Raw genomic sequence first — 18,117 nt, forward strand, 5'->3', positions numbered from 1 at the left:
GTTACGGCGGTTATAGCGTCAGGGAAACGCCCGGTTACATTCCGAACCCGGTAGCGAAGGCTGACTGCGCCGATGGTACTGGACTCGGGAGGGGGTGGGAGAGTAGGACACCGCCGGACCCCTTTTTCGAACGGGGCCAGACTTATCTGGGGGGGCGTGATGCTTCCCGGGTCGGGCTGGCCCCGTTTTTGTTTTCCCCCCACCTCCTAAAGAACACGCACCCCCGCGGGCGTGCAGGGCGGCTTCTCATCTTCGGGGCCGGCGGGCCGGAACAGCTCACGCTGCTCAGGCCCGCCCGACCCCGTTGTGCTATCCGAAGAGTGCTACCGGGGCACGCTCCCGAGGAGCTCGCGAATGGCCTCCGTGACAGGAATGCCATCCCGCTCGGCCTCCTCGCGCGCCCGATAGCGATGATCCGACGGCAACCGTTCCCAGCCGGCCCCGCGCAGCGCGTCGATCAACTCGGCAGCGCGCCGGGCATATCCGCCCCCTCCGCGATCCGGATCGATCAGGATCAGCAGCTGCCCCGTTCTGGCGGTACCGCCGTCATCCGCATGCTCGGCGAAAACCAGATCGTTCCGATACGAGAACGCGCCACCCGTGAGGCCCGAAGCGAGCAGCTCGACCATGAGCGAGAGCGCGGCCCCCTTGTGGCCGCCGAACGGCAGCAGCCCGCCTTCTGCGAGGATCTCCCCGGGATCCTCGGTGTCCTTCCCGCCCGCTGCCGTGCCCGTGCCCAACGGCACCGGTCGTCCGGCGCGCGCCGCCAGCTGCAGGTCGCCGTGCGACATCGTCGACGTGGCGAAGTCCATGACCAGTGGCCGAGAGCCGTCGACCGGCGACGCGAACGCGAACGGATTCGTTCCGAGGACCTTCTGCCGCGCGCCTCGCGGAATCACCGAGGCGCCGCCGGTCACCATGGTCACCCCGATGAGGCCGGCCTCGGCGAACGGCTCGAGATCCGGCCAGAGCGAACTGAAATGATGGGAGTCCCTGATCGCGACCACCGCGACCCCCGCTTCGGCGACCGCGGCACGGATCTGGTCCCCGGCCGCTGCGAGCGCAGGCTGTGCGAACCCGTTGGCCGCATCGACGCGCACGAAGCCCGAAGCCGGGCGGGCGACCACCGGAGCCGCAGCTCCGTCGGCCCAGCCGCTGCGCAGGGAGGCGAGATACCCGGGGACCCGGAACACGCCGTGGCTCAGCGCCCCGTCACGCTCGCATGAAGCGCAGTTTCGCGCCAGGACCGCCGCGACCTCGGGCGCGGCACCGGCCTCCGCCAACGCGTGCGCGATAGCCTCACTCAAATGCTCGAATGAAATGCGCGTATCGTGCACGGAGTCTCCTGACGTCGCGGTCCAGTGATTGTCTGATTGTAAGATAATCCTGAGGGCGCGGGCAATCCGTGACCGAGGGTGCGGCGTCGGCTTCCGTTGGAACGCCGGAGGCGCACCGAACCGGGCGAGAGAAGGATGGCGATCGATGGTAGGCAGCACAGGGACTCCGCTCACCGCTCGTCGGCGCACCGCGGAGTCGGGGCCGGCTCGGGTGAGTTCGGTGTCGCGTCGTGAAGCCGTCCGTGTCGAGATCCGGCGAGCGATCATCCTCGGCGCGCTCATGCCGGGGGATCGGCTGACCGAAGCGCTGCTCTCCGAGCAGCTCGGCGTCAGCCGACCTACTGTCCGGGAGGCGCTGAACGCGCTCGCCGAGGAGGGTCTCGTCGTCAAGGAGCCGTATCGCGGCATGCGTGTGGCTCGGCTGGAGCCGTCGGCGATCCACGACATCGCGGTCGGGCGGATCGCTCTCGACATGGTCGCGGTCGACGCCATACTCGCCGACAAGGGTGGGGTGGCCCTCGCGACGATCGAACGTGGATGGCGTCGCTACGAGGTCGAGATCTTCGACCCGGATCCGGTGGTGCAGCACGACACCCACCTTGAGTTCCACCGCTGCATCTGGGAGGCCTCGGGCAACTATCTGCTCGAGAAGCTGTGGCCGGCGACCGCCGCTCAGCTCACGATCGCCCTCGCCGAGGACCAGCGTCGCCGTGCGGATCCGGAGCGCGAGCACGGCGTGCACCTGGCGCTGATGGAGGCGTTCCGGACGCGCGACCGCGAGGTGATCCGCCAGGCGGTCTCGCTGCACACGCTGGCGAACGCCGATGAGATCATGCGAATGATGATCGACGAGACCGGTGACTGAAGCGCACTGAGGTGCCCTGAGGTGCCCTGAAGCGCCCTGAGGTGCCCTGAGATCTACTGAGGCCGCGCTCCGCTCGGGGGAGCGTACTTCTCGACGCCCCGGAGCGGTACTGGCCCGGGGCGTCGTCGTGTTTCCGGAAGGCCCAGGGGAAAGGTTCTCGGCAAAAGCCTTGCATTGTCATGCAACATGGCGCTATCGTCAGATTGTAAGACACTTTGCCGCACGGTGAAGCGTCTTGCCCGATCCACGAACCTCGATCGGGGGCCGCACTCTGCGGTCCGCCGGGCGCATCGCCCAGGTCCACCTCTGACCCTTTGGGAAAGGACGACGATGTCCACAGCAAGCAAGCGAATCCTCGCAGTCCTCGGCGTGCTCGTTCTCGCCGTTGCGGCCGGCTTCCTCGGCGCGACCATGCGCGGCGGCGGAGGCGGCGGCTCGGCCGCCGCCGACAACGGCGCCTGGATCGCGAAGATCAAGAAGCAGGGCGAGCTGCGCGTCGGTATCGCATCGGCGCCCCCGATGACCGCGGAGCAGTCCGACGGCAAGATGGGCGGCCCGAACGTGCTGCCGCTGCAGAAGCTCGCAAAGCAGATGGGTGTGAAGTTCACCCCCGTCGCGGCCGAGTGGTCGAAGATGGTCTCCGGACTCCAGGCGGACCGTTTCGACGTCGCCGCCTACCTCGACTCGACCTCTGAGCGGTCCCTCGCGATCCAGTTCACCGATCCCGTCTACACCTACGAGGGCGCATTCATCGTGAGCGCCGATTCCGGTCTGAAGAGCGTCGACGACATCGTGAAGTCGAAGCAGCCGATCGCCCTCGCCGGAGGCACGTCCTACGAGCCCGCGATCAAGGCGCTCGGTTCCGAGCTCCTCACGACGGAGAGTATTCCGAATGCGGTCACCGCCACGAAGGCCGGTCGTGCCGCAGCAGCCTTCGCCGACCTGCCCACGCTCGCCGACGCCGCGAAGAAGGATCCGAGTCTGAAGATCGTGCTCGCACCCGGTGTCTTCTTCCAGGATTCGAACTACGGCGTGAACGCGAACATCGATGCCCGGTCGCTGCAGGTGCTCAATATCGCGGTCCGGAGCGCCCAGAACGATGGATCCCTCAAGGCCGCGTTCGACCGGGCCGGCATCGTCAGCGCTGACAACCTCGGCGACCTCGAGATGAAGTAGCCGAAGAGCTCCATCATGCTGATCAAGAGCTACGACTTCGACTGGACCGTCGTCTCGAGCAACTTCCCGAGACTGCTCGAAGGCCTCTGGATGACGATCGAGATCTCGGTGATCGTGATCGTGCTGTCCATGATCCTCGCGGTCCCGGTGGCGCTGCTGCGCATGTCGAACATCGAGGTGATCCGCTGGGTCGCGCAGATCTACATCGAGATCTTCCGATGCACTCCGCTTCTCGTGCAGCTGTTCTGGGTGTATTACGCAATGCCGACGCTGACCGGGATCACGATCCCGGGCCTCGTCTCGGCCGTGATCGCGCTGACACTCAACCTCACCGCGTTCATGGCCGAGGCGTACCGGTCGGGATTTCAGGCCGTGCCGATCGAGCAGATCGAAGCGGGCAAGATGCTCCGGCTCACCAGCTGGCAGCGGACTCGCCACATCATCATTCCGCAGGCGCTCCGGCAGCAGCTGCCGGTGATCATGTCGCTCGACATCTCGCTCTTCAAGGACACGGCGCTCGTGTCCACGATCGCGGTCGCCGACCTGATGTTCACTGCGAACAAGATCGCGTCCGAGTCGTACCGGGCGCTGGAGATCCTCACGGTCGCCGCGCTCATGTACTTCGTGATCGCATTCCCGGTGTCGCTGATCCTCTCGAAGATCGAACGGAACATGATGCAGGGCGATATCCGCGGTGGCGGGAAGAAGAAGGGCAAATCCCTCGCGGCGCAGATGGTGCCCGGAGCGAAAGTGCAGGTGACCCCGTGAACGACGAGAAGACCCCGAGGACGGGGCCGACGAATCCTCGGACCGGTGCGGTTCGCACCATCACCGCGTCGGTCGGCGAAGCGCTCGTCTCGGCCCGCGGGCTGCAGAAGAGCTTCGGCGATCGGCAGGTCATGAAGAACGTCGACTTCGACATGCTCGTCGGTGACATCACCGTGATCATCGGAAAGTCGGGTTCCGGCAAGAGCACGCTTCTGCGAGCGCTCGCCGGGCTCACCGAACCCGATGACGGCCGGATCATGTTCGACGGCGAGATCGTGTTCGAGGACCAGCAGCGCACGCCGGTGTGGCAGGAGGTCGATTCCTACATCGGCATGATCTTCCAGTCCTACACGCTGTGGCCCCACATGGATGTCGCGAAGAACCTGATCCTGGCACCGATGAAGAAGCTCGGTCTCGGGCAGGAAGAGGCGATGGAGCGGGCGAAGAAGTCGCTCGCAGAAGTCGGCATGTCCCAGCATCTGCACTCCCGTCCGTCGCAGCTCTCGGGCGGTGAGCGGCAGCGGGCCGCCATCGCACGGGCGCTGATGATGGAACCGAAGCTGCTGCTCTGCGACGAGATCACCTCGGCGCTCGACCCGCCCGTCGCGGCGGAGGTCCTCGGGGTGCTCCGCCGCTTGAAGGAGCAGGAGGGGATCGCGGTCGCGCTCGTCACGCACGACATGGCGTTCGCCTCGAAGGCCGCGGATCGGCTCGTCTTCTTCCACGAGGGCGAGATCGCCGTCAACACGACTCCGGACGAAGCATTCAACCGGAGCGACAACCCCGAACTGCAGAAGTTCGTCGACGCGGTCAGGTTCTGACCCGAACGGCGGTCGGCCCGCAGGGCCGGCCGCCTCGCCCACCGCACTCATCGAACCCGAAAAGAAGGAGCCATCAGGTGCACACTGTTGTGATCGGCGGCGGCATCATCGGCCTCACCACGGCCTACCAGCTCGCGAGCGAGGGGGAGACCGTCACCCTGGTCGATGCCCGGGCGACCGGGCTCGGAGCGGCCGAGGTCAACGCCGGCTGGGTGGTGCCCGCCGACTCGCTCCCGCTGCCCGGCCCGGGCGCCGTGGTCTCCGCCATGAAGTGGATGACCCGGCGCGACAGCCCGCTGTACATCAAACCGTCGATCAAGCCGTCGTTCCTCACGTTCATGCTCGGCATGTTCCGAGCGTCGAACGCGAAGGATCAGCGCGCGGGCTTCGCCGCGCACCTCGCACTGATGGGCGACTCGATTTCGGCCTTCGACGACTACCGTGCCGACGGCATCGACTTCGAGCTGCAGCACAACGGACTGCTGATGGCGTTCCACGACGACGCGCACATGCACCTGCATCTGGGCTACGCCGATCTCACCGGCCGTTTCGGCATCGCGCCGGTCAAGCTGCTCGGCGACGACGTGCGGGTGCACGAGCCGCTGCTCAGGGACGAGGTGCGCGGCGGTCTCTTCTTCCCGAAGGAACTCCACCTCGACCCGCGCGCCTTCGGTGCCTCGCTGCACGCGCGGCTCGTGGATATGGGCGTCGAGATCGTCGAGAACGCCCCGGTCGACGGCGTTCAGACCGCCGGGGGTCGGGTCGTCAGTGTTTCTTCGGGCACTCGGACCTTTCCAGGCGACAGCTTCTTGCTCGCCGCGGGCGCCTGGACCGGGCCGGTGTCGAAGCTCTTCGGCGCTGACCTGCCGATCCGACCGGGGAAGGGCTACTCCGTCGAGATGCCGCCCTACGGTCTGAAAGGCGCCACCAATCTGTACGACGCGAAGGTCGCGGTCACACCGTTCGCGGATCGGCTGCGACTCGCCGGAACCATGGAGTTCGGCGGGCTCGATGAGAACATCAATCGCGTCCGCGTCGACGCGATCCTGCGCGCTCCGCTCAGCTACTTGCGCGACTGGGAGCCGCCGGCACCGGCCGACGTCGAACCGCGGGCCGGCATGCGTCCGGTCGCACCCGACGGGCTGCCCGTCATGGGGCGGCTGCCCCGCCTGTCGAACGCCTACGTCGCGGGTGGCCACGGCATGTACGGCGTCACGCTCGCGCCCGCGACGGCTCGTGCGATGACCGCTCTGATCCGCACCGGAAAGATCGATCCCGTGCTGTTGCCGTTCTCGCCCGCGCGCTTCCGCGGCGGCCGCTGAAACGCCGCCGTCGGGGCCTCCACACAACCCCACAGACTGCAGAAAGGACTGCACCATGACCCGTAAGAACGCCAACCTGGGCGGCGTGCTCGCCGCGATCCCCACTCCATTCACGACGGACGGAGCCGCCGTCGACGCCGACGGGATCCGAGCGCAGATCGACCGCATGGTCGCCGGCGGCGTCGCCGGAGTGGTGCCGACCGGCACCTCCGGGGAGTTCACGAGCCTCACGCCCGAGGAGTACCGCGAGGTGATCCGCCTCAACGTCGAGGCGGCGGCCGGCCGGATCAAGGTCGTCGCGGGGATCGGGCACACCTCGACCACGGGGGCGATCGATCTGGCCCGCTACGCCGAGGAGGTCGGCGCTGATGCGGTGATGGTCGTGCCGCCGTTCTACGACCCGCTCTCGTTCGACGCCCTGAAGGCGTTCCTCCGAGCCGTCGCCGATTCGATCGAGCTGCAGATCATGTACTACAACGTGCCCGGAGCGACCGGTGTCACGCTCGACGCCGAGCAGCTCGCCGAGATCGGCGACATCGACGGTGTCGATTACTTCAAGGACACCTCGGGCGACGCCGTCTCGCTCACCGACGTGCTCACCAGCCGCACCGATCGCATCACCGCGTTCAACGGCTGGGACACGCTCACGTTCCTCGGCATCACCCTCGGTGCGAAGGGGTCGGTGTGGGGCGTCGCGTCGGTCGCGCCGGCGCAGGCCGCCGAGCTGTTCCGCGTGATCGCGGAGGAGAAGGACCTGGACCGCGGACGCGAACTCTGGGCGCCGCTCTGGAACCTCAGCTCGGTGCTGGAGTCGGTGAACTACCCGGCCGGGCTGAAAGCGGCGCTCGAGCTCCTCGGTACCCCGGTCGGCCCGGTGCGCGAACCGATCCTGCCACTCGCCGATGCGGACCGCGAGCGTATCGCCGAGGCGCTCCGCGGCGTCGGGGTGCTCGCAGCATGAGCCTCGCTGCGGCGGGCGCGGACCCGTTCTCGGTCGACACCATCGAGGTGCACGCCGAGGGCGAGCCGGGCCGCGTCATTCCGGGCGCCGACCGGTTCGTCCGGGGAACGACGATGGCCGAGCGCTTCGCCTTCTGCGCCCGCGAACAGGACGGCCTGCGCCGGTTGCTGCTCCGCGAGCCGAGAGGCTACCCGGCGACCTGCGGGGTCCTGATGACCTCGCCCGTGTCACCCGGCGCCGACTTCGGCATCATCGTGCTCGAGCAGGGCGGTTTCACCCCGATGTCGGGCAGTAACACGATCTGCGCGGTCACGGCCGCCGTCGAGACCGGCATCGTACCGGTGCGCGGCCCGGAGACCGAGGTCGTGATCGACACGGCCGTCGGCGTCGTCCGCGCGACGGCGCACGTCGAGGAGCGCGCGGGCCGCATCAAGGTCCGCTCAGTCACCGTCGCGAACGTGCCATCGTACGCGGTCGAGATCGATCGCCGGCTCGAGGTGCGGGAGTTCGGCGAGATCCTCGTCGATGTCGCCTTCGGCGGCCAGTTCTTCGTGCAGCTCGACATCGCGCAGCTCGGGATCGACCTGTTGCCCGAGAACGCGAAGCGGATCACTCGGGCCGCGGCGCTCGTGAAGCTCGCCGCCCTCGAGCAGATCCCGGTGCGGCACCCGGTCAACCCGGCGATCGATCGGGTCGCGATGATCATGCTGCACAACGGCGACCGGGTGCCCGGCAAACAGGCGCAGAACGCCAACGTGCTCACGAGCGCGCCGATCTCGGCGGATCGCGAGGAGAGCTGGACGGGCGTGCTCGACCGCTCCCCGTGCGGCACCGGTACGAGCGCCCGGATGGCTGCGCTGCATGCGCGCGGGCAGCTGGGCATCGACGAGGAGTTCTCGCATCGGAGCATCATCGGGAGCGAGTTCATCGGCCGCTTGATCGGGGAGACCGTCGTCGGCGAGCACCGCGCGGTGCTGCCCACGATCACCGGTCGCGGCTGGGTCACCGGTCGGGCTTCGTGGGAGCTCGATCCGACGGATCCGTACCGCGAGGGCTACACCGTGGGAGACATCTGGGCCGCGTAGCGCGGTCCGTAGAAAGGGAAGGAATAGCATGAGCAAGCGCTTCGAGGGCAAAACGGCCCTGGTCACCGGAGGCGGCGGCGGGATCGGATCGGCGACGAGCCGACGGCTCGCAGCCGAGGGCGCCCGGGTCTTCGTCGCCGACGCGGTCGCGGAGAGCGCGGCCGGGGTCGCAGCGGGGATTCGGGACGCTGGCGGACGCGCGGAGGAGATCGTGTTCGACCTCACGTCGGCCCGGGCCTGCCGCGATGCCGTAGCCTCGATCGAGGCGGAGACCGAACGCGGTGCGCTCGACGTGCTCGTGAACAACGCCGGGGCGATGCGCCGCGGCGCGCTGCTTGACACGAGCGAGGCGGACTGGGAGCTGAGCTTCGCCGTGAACGTCGACGCGCTGTTCCACATGTCCCGGGCCGTGCTCCCCGCGATGATCGCCGCGGGCGGCGGCTCGATCGTCAACACCGCCTCGCAGTGGGGACTCACTCCGGCGCCGGGTCACCTGGCCTACAACGTCACCAAAGCGGCCGTCGTCTCCTTCACGAAGAGCCTCGCCCGCGACTACGCCCCGAACCGGGTACGCGAGAACGCCGTCTGCCCGGGAGAGATCCACACGCCCATGCTCGAGAAGGGCATCGCCGAGAAGGGCCGGACGATCGCGGATCTCGACGCGCTCGTGCCCTTCGGCCGCATCGGGAAACCGGAGGAAGTCGCCGCGCTGATCGCCTTCCTCGCCTCCGACGAGGCGGAGTTCGTGTGCGGAGCCTGCGTCGAGATCACCGGCGCCCAGGCGGTGGCGTGATGGCGAGCGCGCCGGGGGAGCTCGCCGGCAAGCGGATCCTCGTGACGGGCAGCTCGCGCGGTATCGGCCGCGAGACCGCGGCCCTGCTGCACCGGCGAGGCGCGAGCGTGGTGGTGCATGCGCGTGCCGCCTCGGAGCACACCGTGACGCTGCTCGCGGAGCTCGGGGCGATCGCCGGATCGGCCGGCTCCTCTCGCGTGGCGCTCGTCACCGGGGAGCTCGACGGGGTCGCCGCTGCGGGATCGGTCTGGGACGCCGCCGTGGCGGCGTTCGGCGGGATCGACGTGCTGGTGAACAACGCCGGCGCGTGGATCGCCTCGGAGATCGATTCGGCAAGCGAGTGGCAGGCCGGGTGGGATGCCAACCTCGGACTCAACCTCGCGGCGCCGGCCGAACTCTGCCGGCGCGCGATCCTCGAGTACCGGGCGAACGGCGGCGGGGTGATCGTGAACCTGGCGAGCCGATCCGCGCACCGCGGCGATGATGCGGCGCATCTCGCCTACGGCGCGGCGAAGGGCGGCCTGCTCGCGCTCACCAAGGGAATCGCGCGCGGGTACGGGGGAGACGGGGTGCTCGCGTACGCGGTCGCCCCCGGCTGGGTCGCGACCGACCTCGCGGAGGGGGCGATCGACGAAGCGGTGCTGGACTCGCTCCCGCTCGGCGAAGTGACGCCGGCGCGCGACGTCGCCGAGGTGATCGCGTTCCTCGCGAGCGGGCGCGCCCGGCATACGACGGGCGCGACGATCGATATCACCGGAGCCGACTACGTCCGATGAACGGCTGCCGGACCGGCCTGCCCGGCGCGGTTCAGGGCACTCTGTCCGCCCGATTCCCGCATCCCGGATCGACTGGGGATGCGGGTGCCCGGCGGATGATGCGAACATAGACCAACTGGCGACGATGTGGTTCGCCGTGTGGAAGACAGGAAACAGATAGATCATGGCGAAGTATCGAGTTCAGAACCCCGCGACGGGGGAGATTGTCGAGACCTTCGAATCCGCGACCGATGCCCAGGTCGAGCAGCAGCTCGCCGCGGCGGACACCGCCTACCGCGAGTGGCGCGAGCGCAGCGTGCAGGAGCGCGCCGCCGTCGTGAAGCGCGTCGCCGAGATCTTCGCGGAGCGCCGCGAGGAACTGGCCGAGATCATCGCCCTCGAGATGGGCAAGTCGATCGCCGAGAGCCTCGACGAGGTCGACTTCGCGACCGCGATCATCGACTATTACGCCGTCTACGGCCCCGGCCTGATCACCGACTACGAGATCCCCAGCACGATCCCCGGGAAGGCGGTCATGGAGCATCTGCCCCTCGGCGCGCTCCTCGGCGTGATGCCGTGGAACTTCCCGTACTACCAGGTGGCCCGTTTCGCGGCACCGAACCTCGTGCTCGGCAACACCATCATCCTCAAGCACGCCGACATCTGCGCGAAGTCGAACCTCGTGATCCAGGAGATCATGGAGCAGGCCGGCGTGCCCGTCGGCGGCTACCAGGCGGCGTTCGTCTCGCACGAGCAGATCGCGACCATGATCGCCGACCCCCGGGTGCAGGGCGTCTCGCTCACCGGGTCCGAGCGGGCGGGCGCGATCATCGGCGCCCAGGCGGGCACCCACCTGAAGAAGTGCGTGCTCGAACTCGGCGGGATCGACCCCATGGTCGTGCTCGACTCCGACGACGTCGCGGGCGTCGCCAAGGCCGCGTGGGACTTCCGTACCTACAACGCGGGTCAGGTCTGCAACTCCAACAAGCGTCTCATCGTCATGGCCGACATCTACGACGAGTTCGTCGCCGAGCTCGTGAAGCTCGCCGAGGGCCTCACGCCCGGCGACCAGCTGAACCTGGGCGAGGGCGAATACGTGCCGCTCTCCACCCGTGCCGCGGCGGAGACCGTGAACGCGCAGGTGCAGCAGGCCGTGTCCGAGGGCGCACGGGTGCTCGCCGGAGGCGTGCTGTCCGAAGGACCCGCGGCGTACTACTCGCCGACCGTGCTCGTCGACGTGCCCCGCGAGTCCGACTCGTACCGCGAGGAGATCTTCGGGCCCGTGGCGACCGTCTACAAGGTGCACAGCGACGAGGAGGCGCTCGAGCTCGCGAACGATTGCGCGCTCGGCCTCGGCGGATCCGTGTTCTCGACCGACGAAGCCCGCGCTGCTCGCGTCGCCTCGAAGCTCGAGGTCGGCATGGCGCACGTCAACATCATCGCCGCCGAGGCGGCCGAGATCCCGTTCGGCGGTGTGAAGCGTTCCGGCTTCGGCCGCGAGATGGGGCCGGTCGGCATCGGCGAGTTCGCCAACAAGCGCCTCTACTTCGTCTCGGAGTAGCGCAGTACGACGGCCGCCCCTCGCCCACGCGAGGGGCGGCCGTCTCCCTCAGACGCCTCTCACCCCGAGGCCCCCGAGAAAGGACCCGCACCACCGATGTTCCGGAAGATCCTGGTCGCCAACCGCGGCGAAATCGCCATCCGCGCCTTCCGCGCGGCCTACGAGCTGGGGGCGAAGACCGTTGCCGTCTTCCCCTACGAAGACCGCAATTCGCTGCATCGGCTGAAGGCCGACGAGGCGTACCTCATCGGCACCGAGGGGCACCCTGTGCGGGCCTACCTCGACGTCGCCGAGATCGTGCGGGTCGCGAAGGAAGCGGGTTGCGACGCGATCTACCCGGGATACGGCTTCCTGTCGGAGAATCCCGAGCTGGCCGCGGCCGCGGAGGCCGCAGGGATCCGGTTCATCGGCCCCGGTCGCCGCGCGCTCGAGATGGCCGGCAACAAGGTCGCGGCCAAGGAGCACGCGATCGCCGCGGGTGTGCCGGTGCTGCGTTCGACCCCGCCCTCGACCGACGTCGACGCGCTCATCGCGGGCGCGCGCGGGATCGGCTTCCCGGTGTTCGCGAAGGCCGTCGCGGGCGGCGGCGGCCGCGGCATGCGCCGGGTGGAGCGCGAGGAGGACCTGCGGGACGCCCTCGAGAGCGCGATGCGCGAGGCGGAGTCGGCGTTCGGCGATGCCACGATGTTCATCGAACAGGCCGTGCTGCGCCCGCGTCACATCGAGGTGCAGGTGCTCGCCGACCGCACCGGCGCCACGGTGCACCTCTACGAGCGCGACTGCTCGGTGCAGCGCCGGCACCAGAAGGTCGTCGAGATCGCGCCGGCGCCCAACCTGCCGCAGGAGAAGCGCGACGCGCTCACCCGCGACGCCATCGCCTTCGCCGAGTCGATCGGCTACGAGAACGCCGGCACGGTCGAGTTCCTGCTCGACACCGAAGGGGAGCGCAGCGGCGAGCACGTGTTCATCGAGATGAACCCGCGCATCCAGGTCGAGCACACCGTCACCGAGGAGGTGACCGACGTCGATCTCGTGCAAGCGCAGATGCGGATCGCGGCCGGGGCGACGCTCGAGAAGCTCGGGCTCACGCAGGACCGGATCCAGCTGCGCGGCGCGGCCCTGCAGTGCCGCATCACGACCGAGGACCCCGCGAACGGCTTCCGTCCCGACCTCGGCCGCATCACGGCCTACCGCTCGCCGGGCGGCGGCGGGGTACGACTCGACGGCGGCACGATCAACCCGGGCGCGCACATCAGCCCCCACTTCGACTCCATGCTCGCGAAGCTCACCTGCCGCGGTCGCGATTTCGCGGGTGCCGTCGGCCGCGCCGAGCGCGCGCTCGCCGAGTTCCGGATCCGCGGCGTCGCCACCAATATCCCGTTCTTGCAGGCGGTGCTCGCCGACCCCGCGTTCCGTGAGGGCGACGTGTCGACCTCGTTCATCGAGGAACGACCCGAACTGCTGACGCTCAACAAGCCGAAGGATCGCGCGACGCGCGTCCTCCAGTACCTCGCCGACGTGACGGTGAACCAGCCGAACGGCGCCCGCCCCGGCGCGATCGAGCCGCGTGTGAAGCTGCCGGTCGTCGATCTCGACGCGTCGGCGCCCGCGGGCTACCGCCAGCGCCTGCTCGAGCTCGGCCCCGAGGGCTACGCGAAGAGCCTGCGCGAGCAGACCGCGCTCGCGGTGACCGAGACGACGTTCCGCGACGCCCACCAGAGCCTGCTCGCCACGCGCGTGCGCACTCGCGATCTGCTCGCGGTCGCCCCGCACGTCGCCCGGCTCACCCCGCAGCTGTGGTCGGTGGAGGCCTGGGGCGGCGCGACCTACGACGTCGCGCTCCGGTTCCTCGGGGAAGACCCGTGGGAGCGGCTCGCTGCCCTGCGCGAGACCCTGCCGAACGTGCCGATCCAGATGCTGCTGCGCGGGCAGAACACCGTCGGCTACACACCCTACCCCGAGTCCGTGGCCCGCGCGTTCGTGCGCGAGGCGGCGGCGACCGGGGTCGACGTGTTCCGCATCTTCGACGCGCTCAACGACGTGAAGCAGATGCGGGTCGCGATCGACGCGGTGCGCGAGTCCGGCACGGCCGTCGCAGAGGTCGCGATGGCCTACACGGGCAATCTGCTCGACCCGAACGAGGACAAGTACACGCTCGACTACTACCTCGGCCTCGCCGACGAGATCGTGGGCGCCGGCGCCCACGTGCTCGCGATCAAGGACATGGCGGGACTGCTGCGTCCCGCGGCCGCGGCGAAACTGGTCCGCGCCCTGCGCGAGCGATTCGACCTGCCGGTGCACCTGCACACCCACGACACCCCGGGCGGGCAGCTCGCGACGCTGCTCGCGGCGTCGGAGGCCGGCGTCGACGCGGTCGACGCCGCGTCGGCACCGATGTCGGGGACCACGAGCCAGCCGTCGCTCTCGGCGCTCGTCGCCGCGCTCGCCGACACCGAGCGCGACACCGGACTCTCGCAGGACGCCGTGTTTGCGCTCGAGCCCTATTGGGACGCGGTACGCACGCTCTACAAGCCCTTCGAATCGGGGCTGCCCTCGCCGACCGGCCGAGTCTACGCGCACGAGATCCCGGGCGGCCAGCTGTCGAACCTGCGCCAGCAGGCCATCGCGCTCGGCCTGGCCGAGAACTTCGAGAAGATCGAGGACATGTACGCGGCGGCCGACCGGATCCTCGGACGGATCCCGAAGGTCACGCCCTCGTCGAAGGTTGTCGGCGATCTCGCGCTGCACCTCGCGGCGGTCGACGCCGACCCCGCCGACTTCGAGCAGAACCCGCAGAGCTACGACGTGCCGGACTCGGTCGTGGGGTTCCTCGCAGGCGAGCTCGGCGAGATCCCCGGCGGCTGGCCGGAGCCCTTCCGGTCGAAGGTCCTCGCCGGGCGTCAGGTGCGCCCCGAGACCGCGAGCGTCTCGGCCGAGGACTCGGCACTGCTCGACGGCAGCAGCGCCGAGCGCCGCGACGCGCTCAACCGGCTGCTCTTCCCGCAGCCGACCGCGCAGTTCCAGGCGGCCCGCGAGAGCTTCGGGGACCTGTCGATCCTCGACACCGGCGACTACCTGTACGGTCTCGACTCCGGCACCGAGCACGCGGTCGACCTCGCGAAGGGCGTCCGGCTCTACGTGGGTCTCGAGGCGATCGGCGATGCCGACGACAAGGGCGTGCGCACGGTCATGGTTCGGGTCAACGGCCAGCTGCGTCCCGTGTTCGTGAAGGATGAGCGGGTCGCCGTCTCGGCTCCGGTCGCCGAGAAGGCCGACCGGACCGTGCCGGGCCAGATCGCGGCGCCGTTCTCGGGCACCGTGACGGTGAAGGTCGCCGTCGGCGACCGCATCGAGGCCGGGCATCCGGTCGCGGTCATCGAAGCGATGAAGATGGAAGCGGCGATCACTGCGCCCGTGACGGGAACCGTGTCGCGGATCGTGTTCTCGGGGGCGCGCTCCGTGGAGGCAGGCGATCTGATCGTCGTGATCGAATAGGCGGTTCCCGCCGGGAACCGAGGGACAAGGAGCACCGCATGAGGATTCTGATCGTCGGAGCGTCCGGGCATGTCGGCTCGGCAGCCGCGGCCGCGCTGCGCGAGAAGCACGAGGTCGTCGGCGTGAGCCGCAGCACCGAACCCGGCGTCGACCTGTCGGACGCGGCGTCGATCGAGCGGCTCTTCGCCGAGCTCGGCGAGTTCGACGCGGTCGTCTCGGCTTACGGCTCGGCGCCGTTCAAGCCGGCGCCCGACCTGACCCCGGAGGATCTGACCGCCGCGTTCGAGGGCAAGGTGCTGAGCCAGCTCAACCTCGTGCGTATCGGCCTCGCGCACGTGCGCGACGGCGGATCGTTCACCCTCACCACCGGGATCCTGGCGCGTGAGGCGGTGCCCACGGGCGCCGCGGCGGCGATGGCGAACGGGGCCGTCGAGTCGTTCGTGATCTCGGCGGCCGGTGAGCTGCCCAGAGGGATCCGCCTCAACGCGGTGAGCCCGACCGTGCTCGCGTCCGCGCCCGGCTACTTCGATGCCTTCCCCGGGTTCGAGCCGGTCTCGGACGAGCGGGTGGGCCAGGCGTTCGTGCGTTCGGTCGAGGGCATCTCGAACGGCCGGATCTACGCGCTGAACTGATCTCCGGCGCCTCGCCGCTCGGCCCCGAGCAGGGCGGCGAGGCCCGAGAGGGTCTCGCTCACCCCGCCCTCGATGCGCACGGATGCCCGCGCGTCCGCCGCGGTGGGCCCGCGGTTGATCACGCCGATGGGCAGCTCGCGCCGGGTCGCGCGATGCACGAGCCGCACCCCGGTGTTCACAGCGAGCGAGGAGCCCGCGATGAGCAGACCCGCGGCGTCGGAGAGCAGGGTCTCGGCCGCGGCGAAGACCTCGCGCGGCACGTGCTCGCCGAAGTAGACGACGTCGGGCCGCAGCATGCCGCCGCAGGCGGGGCAGACGGGAACGACGACGCCCGCGACGCCCTCGACCTCCGCGTCGCCGTCCGGCGCGATCCGCGCACCGGCGTTCGCCTCGGCGAACCCGGGGTTCGCGGTGTCGAACCAGGTCAGCACCTCGGCCCGGCTCCAGCGGTGCCCGTGCTCCACGCAGCGGATCGTCGACCCGCTGCCGTGCAGCTCGACCACCCGCCGCGCACCCGCGCGCTGATGGAGCCCGTCGACGTTCTGCGTGGCGGTCCCGGTGAGCATCCCGGACGTTTCGAGCGCGGCCGCGGCTCGGTGCCCGGCGTTCGGCTCGACGTGCAGGGCGTCGAAGCCGACTCGGGCGCCGGCCCAGAATCGCCGCCGGTACGACTCGTCGTGCAGGTACTGGTCGATGCGCATCGGGTTGCGCGGCGGGGAATCGGGCCCGCGGTAGTCGGGGATGCCCGAGTCGGTGCTGATCCCGGCCCCGGTGAGCAGCAGCACGGGGCCGTCGGCGAAGACGGAGGCGAGCGCGTCGAGCGCGAGCCGCGCGTCGGCGGGATCGGACGACGGGGTGAACCAGACGGTCATGCGGCGACTCCTTCGCTGCGCAGCTGCAGCCAGATGGTCAGCAGCGTATCCGGATCCTCGAGCGGGATCCCGTGCGTTCGCTCGGCGCGTCGCAGCCGGGCGCGCACCGTGTTCTCGTGCACCCCGAGATCGGCGGCGGTGCGCGCGACGTTCCCGAAGCGCTGGCACCAGGCCAGCAGCGTCTCGGCGACCGGTCGGTCGGCGTCGACGAGCTCCCGGACCTGCGGGAACCGCAGCTCGGGCTCGGCGGCGAACAGCTCGGCGCTGCGCTCGAAGACCAGCAGCGGGCGCAGCAGCGTCGGGGTGAGGACCCGATCGGTCACCTCCCAGTGCGCCGCCGTGTCGAAGAGACGGTCGGCCACGGCGCGGTGCGGGGCGACCTCGACCGCGCGATGCACGATCCCCGGCGCGGCGATCGTCGTGCCGGTGTCGAGCAGCCGGTCGAGGATCGGCAGCAGCGGTTCGGCGAGGCGGATCGCCGCGTCCAGCCGATCGCAGGCGAACAGCGCGTAGACCCTTCCGCCGTGCGCCACGGTCACGACCTCCGGCCGGTGCACCGCGAGGTGCCGCTGCACGGTGGAGCGCAGCTGCGCGATGCGGGCCGGGTGGTCGAGCACGGCCGTTCGGCCGTCGGCCTCATCGCGTCCACCGGGATCGAAGCCGAGGATCGCCGCTCCGCGCTCCTCGGGGATCCCGAGCTCGGCGAACTCGGACCCGACGACGCCGGATCCCGTGATGAGCGTGCGCAGGCGGTTCTCGCGCGGGATCCGCCCCGCGTCGCGCACACGGAGGTCGTTGAGCATGTGCGCCGCCGCGACGGCCGCCGCGCTGCTCACGCGATGGATCTGTTCCTCGGTGATCGGGTCGTCGCCGGTGGGGTCGATGGCCCAGACGGTGCCGAGCGGCAGGGCCCCGGCGCGGATCGCCGTGACGACGCGGGGGAGCTCCTCGCCCAGCTGGGCGTACTTGAGCGGGACGTCGGACCGGACCGCGGTGCGGTACTGGTCGTCGTTGAACGGGGAGTCGGGGACTCGCCGGGCCAGGATCCCCTGCGTGCGGAACGGATCGATGGCCTGCCCGGGCACCGAGGAGTACGCGATGATCCGACGCCCGAGGTCCTCGATCGCGACGGAGCCTCCGAAGAACTCGGCGAGCTCGTTCGCGAGGGCGAAGAGCGGCTCGGCCCCGCGGTCGAGGTGCGCGTCGTCGGTGTGGCGGTGCTCGCCGAGCTGCTGCGAGATGAGCGCCTCGAACAGCCGCCACCCCACTCGCTCGTGCACGCGCAGGATCGGGATGCCGCTCGTCTCGGCCACGGCCGTGAGCGTCGCGACCTCCTCGTCGCGGCTCTTGAGCGCGAGCGCCGCGTAGCGGGCCGCGACGGCGGCGCTCGCGAGGGCGCTCAGCTCGGTCGCCGCGAGCGCGGAGCCCGAGGGGATCAGCAGGATGGCCCCCGGTTCGTCGGGGAGGTCGTCGAGTGCGTCGTAGAACTCGGTGCCGAGCACCTCGCGCTCGGTGTCGGCCGGACCGAGCAGTTCGGCGCTCTGCGGGCCGAGCTGGGCCAGCAGAGCGCCGAGCGTGACGGCGATGTGCGGTTCCGCGACCGGAAGGATTGGGGGAATCCCTGCATTCATGATGACAATCTATGCGATATCGACACGAATGGGGAGCCGTGCT

Annotated in this window: 15 protein-coding genes and 1 rRNA gene; 13 read left to right on the forward strand and 3 right to left on the reverse strand. The window is 69.8% G+C overall.

Annotated elements, in window-relative coordinates; genetic code table 11:
* Positions 1-2 precede the first annotated feature (2 nt).
* Positions 3-119, forward strand: a 5S ribosomal RNA gene (rrf, locus tag XM48_RS15600).
* Between the two features lie 204 nt (positions 120-323).
* Here rrf and XM48_RS15605 read toward each other — a convergent pair.
* Positions 324-1,496 carry an Ldh family oxidoreductase gene (locus XM48_RS15605; RefSeq protein WP_197074237.1) on the reverse strand — a complete coding sequence of 391 codons (1,173 nt, stop codon included), beginning with the start codon at positions 1,494-1,496 and terminating at the stop codon, positions 324-326.
* Here XM48_RS15605 and XM48_RS15610 point away from each other — a divergent pair.
* The 12 genes from XM48_RS15610 (at position 1,483) to XM48_RS15665 (ending at position 15,571) form a co-directional block, all read left to right on the forward strand.
* The gene (locus XM48_RS15610) at positions 1,483-2,202 is read left to right on the forward strand and encodes a GntR family transcriptional regulator (protein ID WP_046456779.1); all 720 of its coding nucleotides are present in this window, start codon (positions 1,483-1,485) and stop codon (positions 2,200-2,202) included. The two genes, XM48_RS15605 and XM48_RS15610, sit on opposite strands and share 14 nt — an antisense overlap.
* A gap of 330 nt (positions 2,203-2,532) precedes the next feature.
* Positions 2,533-3,378 (forward strand): transporter substrate-binding domain-containing protein, encoded by an 846-nt coding sequence (locus tag XM48_RS15615; protein WP_046456780.1) that lies wholly within the window; start codon positions 2,533-2,535, stop codon positions 3,376-3,378.
* A 15-nt stretch (positions 3,379-3,393) separates the two neighbouring features.
* Positions 3,394-4,146 (forward strand): amino acid ABC transporter permease, encoded by a 753-nt coding sequence (locus XM48_RS15620; protein WP_052961570.1) that lies wholly within the window; start codon positions 3,394-3,396, stop codon positions 4,144-4,146.
* Positions 4,143-4,967, forward strand: a complete 825-nt coding sequence (locus XM48_RS15625) for an amino acid ABC transporter ATP-binding protein (protein ID WP_084821231.1) — start codon at positions 4,143-4,145, stop codon at positions 4,965-4,967. The genes XM48_RS15620 and XM48_RS15625 overlap by 4 nt, the downstream gene beginning before the upstream one ends.
* 77 nt (positions 4,968-5,044) lie before the next feature.
* A complete protein-coding gene (locus XM48_RS15630; protein ID WP_046456781.1) occupies positions 5,045-6,289 on the forward strand; it encodes an FAD-binding oxidoreductase in 1,245 nt (414 codons plus the stop codon).
* Positions 6,290-6,344: 55 nt separating this feature from the next.
* Positions 6,345-7,250, forward strand: coding sequence for a dihydrodipicolinate synthase family protein (locus tag XM48_RS15635; RefSeq protein ID WP_046456782.1), 906 nt, complete (start codon positions 6,345-6,347; stop codon positions 7,248-7,250).
* Positions 7,247-8,335, forward strand: a complete 1,089-nt coding sequence (locus tag XM48_RS15640; RefSeq protein WP_046456783.1) for a proline racemase family protein — start codon at positions 7,247-7,249, stop codon at positions 8,333-8,335. The genes XM48_RS15635 and XM48_RS15640 overlap by 4 nt, the downstream gene beginning before the upstream one ends.
* 28 nt (positions 8,336-8,363) lie before the next feature.
* The gene (locus XM48_RS15645; protein WP_046456784.1) at positions 8,364-9,128 is read left to right on the forward strand and encodes an SDR family NAD(P)-dependent oxidoreductase; all 765 of its coding nucleotides are present in this window, start codon (positions 8,364-8,366) and stop codon (positions 9,126-9,128) included.
* Positions 9,128-9,904: an SDR family NAD(P)-dependent oxidoreductase gene (locus XM48_RS15650; RefSeq protein ID WP_046456785.1), complete on the forward strand. Its 777-nt coding sequence runs from the start codon at positions 9,128-9,130 to the stop codon at positions 9,902-9,904. Before XM48_RS15645 ends, XM48_RS15650 begins: the two co-directional genes overlap by 1 nt.
* 163 nt (positions 9,905-10,067) lie before the next feature.
* Positions 10,068-11,444: an NAD-dependent succinate-semialdehyde dehydrogenase gene (locus XM48_RS15655; protein WP_046456786.1), complete on the forward strand. Its 1,377-nt coding sequence runs from the start codon at positions 10,068-10,070 to the stop codon at positions 11,442-11,444.
* Between the two features lie 96 nt (positions 11,445-11,540).
* Positions 11,541-14,939, forward strand: coding sequence for a pyruvate carboxylase (locus XM48_RS15660; RefSeq protein ID WP_046456787.1), 3,399 nt, complete (start codon positions 11,541-11,543; stop codon positions 14,937-14,939).
* Between the two features lie 38 nt (positions 14,940-14,977).
* A complete protein-coding gene (locus XM48_RS15665) occupies positions 14,978-15,571 on the forward strand; it encodes a short chain dehydrogenase (RefSeq protein WP_046456788.1) in 594 nt (197 codons plus the stop codon).
* On the opposite strand, the gene XM48_RS15670 is transcribed toward XM48_RS15665, so the two are convergent.
* Together XM48_RS15670 and XM48_RS15675 are read right to left on the reverse strand one after the other, a co-directional pair.
* On the reverse strand, positions 15,556-16,443 hold the full coding sequence (locus XM48_RS15670) for a Sir2 family NAD-dependent protein deacetylase (RefSeq protein WP_046456789.1): 888 nt from the start codon (positions 16,441-16,443) through the stop codon (positions 15,556-15,558). The genes XM48_RS15665 and XM48_RS15670 overlap by 16 nt on opposite strands.
* Positions 16,440-18,074, reverse strand: a complete 1,635-nt coding sequence (locus tag XM48_RS15675; RefSeq protein ID WP_046456790.1) for a CdaR family transcriptional regulator — start codon at positions 18,072-18,074, stop codon at positions 16,440-16,442. Before XM48_RS15675 ends, XM48_RS15670 begins: the two co-directional genes overlap by 4 nt.
* Positions 18,075-18,117: the final 43 nt, after the last annotated feature.

The sequence above is a fragment of the Leucobacter sp. Ag1 genome, assembly GCF_000980875.1.
GTDB classification, from domain to species: domain Bacteria; phylum Actinomycetota; class Actinomycetes; order Actinomycetales; family Microbacteriaceae; genus Leucobacter; species Leucobacter iarius.

What these genes read in the sequence shown, in the direction of transcription:
- XM48_RS15665 (WP_046456788.1), top strand. Translation starts at nt 14,978, where the DNA reads ATGAGGATTCTGATCGTCGGAGCGTCCGGGCATGTCGGCTCGGCAGCC.
- XM48_RS15640 (WP_046456783.1), top strand. Translation starts at nt 7,247, where the DNA reads ATGAGCCTCGCTGCGGCGGGCGCGGACCCGTTCTCGGTCGACACCATC.
- XM48_RS15645 (WP_046456784.1), top strand. Translation starts at nt 8,364, where the DNA reads ATGAGCAAGCGCTTCGAGGGCAAAACGGCCCTGGTCACCGGAGGCGGC.
- XM48_RS15670 (WP_046456789.1), bottom strand. Translation starts at nt 16,443, where the DNA reads ATGACCGTCTGGTTCACCCCGTCGTCCGATCCCGCCGACGCGCGGCTC.
- XM48_RS15660 (WP_046456787.1), top strand. Translation starts at nt 11,541, where the DNA reads ATGTTCCGGAAGATCCTGGTCGCCAACCGCGGCGAAATCGCCATCCGC.
- XM48_RS15675 (WP_046456790.1), bottom strand. Translation starts at nt 18,074, where the DNA reads ATGAATGCAGGGATTCCCCCAATCCTTCCGGTCGCGGAACCGCACATC.
- XM48_RS15635 (WP_046456782.1), top strand. Translation starts at nt 6,345, where the DNA reads ATGACCCGTAAGAACGCCAACCTGGGCGGCGTGCTCGCCGCGATCCCC.
- XM48_RS15655 (WP_046456786.1), top strand. Translation starts at nt 10,068, where the DNA reads ATGGCGAAGTATCGAGTTCAGAACCCCGCGACGGGGGAGATTGTCGAG.
- XM48_RS15610 (WP_046456779.1), top strand. Translation starts at nt 1,483, where the DNA reads ATGGTAGGCAGCACAGGGACTCCGCTCACCGCTCGTCGGCGCACCGCG.
- XM48_RS15620 (WP_052961570.1), top strand. Translation starts at nt 3,394, where the DNA reads ATGCTGATCAAGAGCTACGACTTCGACTGGACCGTCGTCTCGAGCAAC.
- XM48_RS15615 (WP_046456780.1), top strand. Translation starts at nt 2,533, where the DNA reads ATGTCCACAGCAAGCAAGCGAATCCTCGCAGTCCTCGGCGTGCTCGTT.
- XM48_RS15650 (WP_046456785.1), top strand. Translation starts at nt 9,128, where the DNA reads ATGGCGAGCGCGCCGGGGGAGCTCGCCGGCAAGCGGATCCTCGTGACG.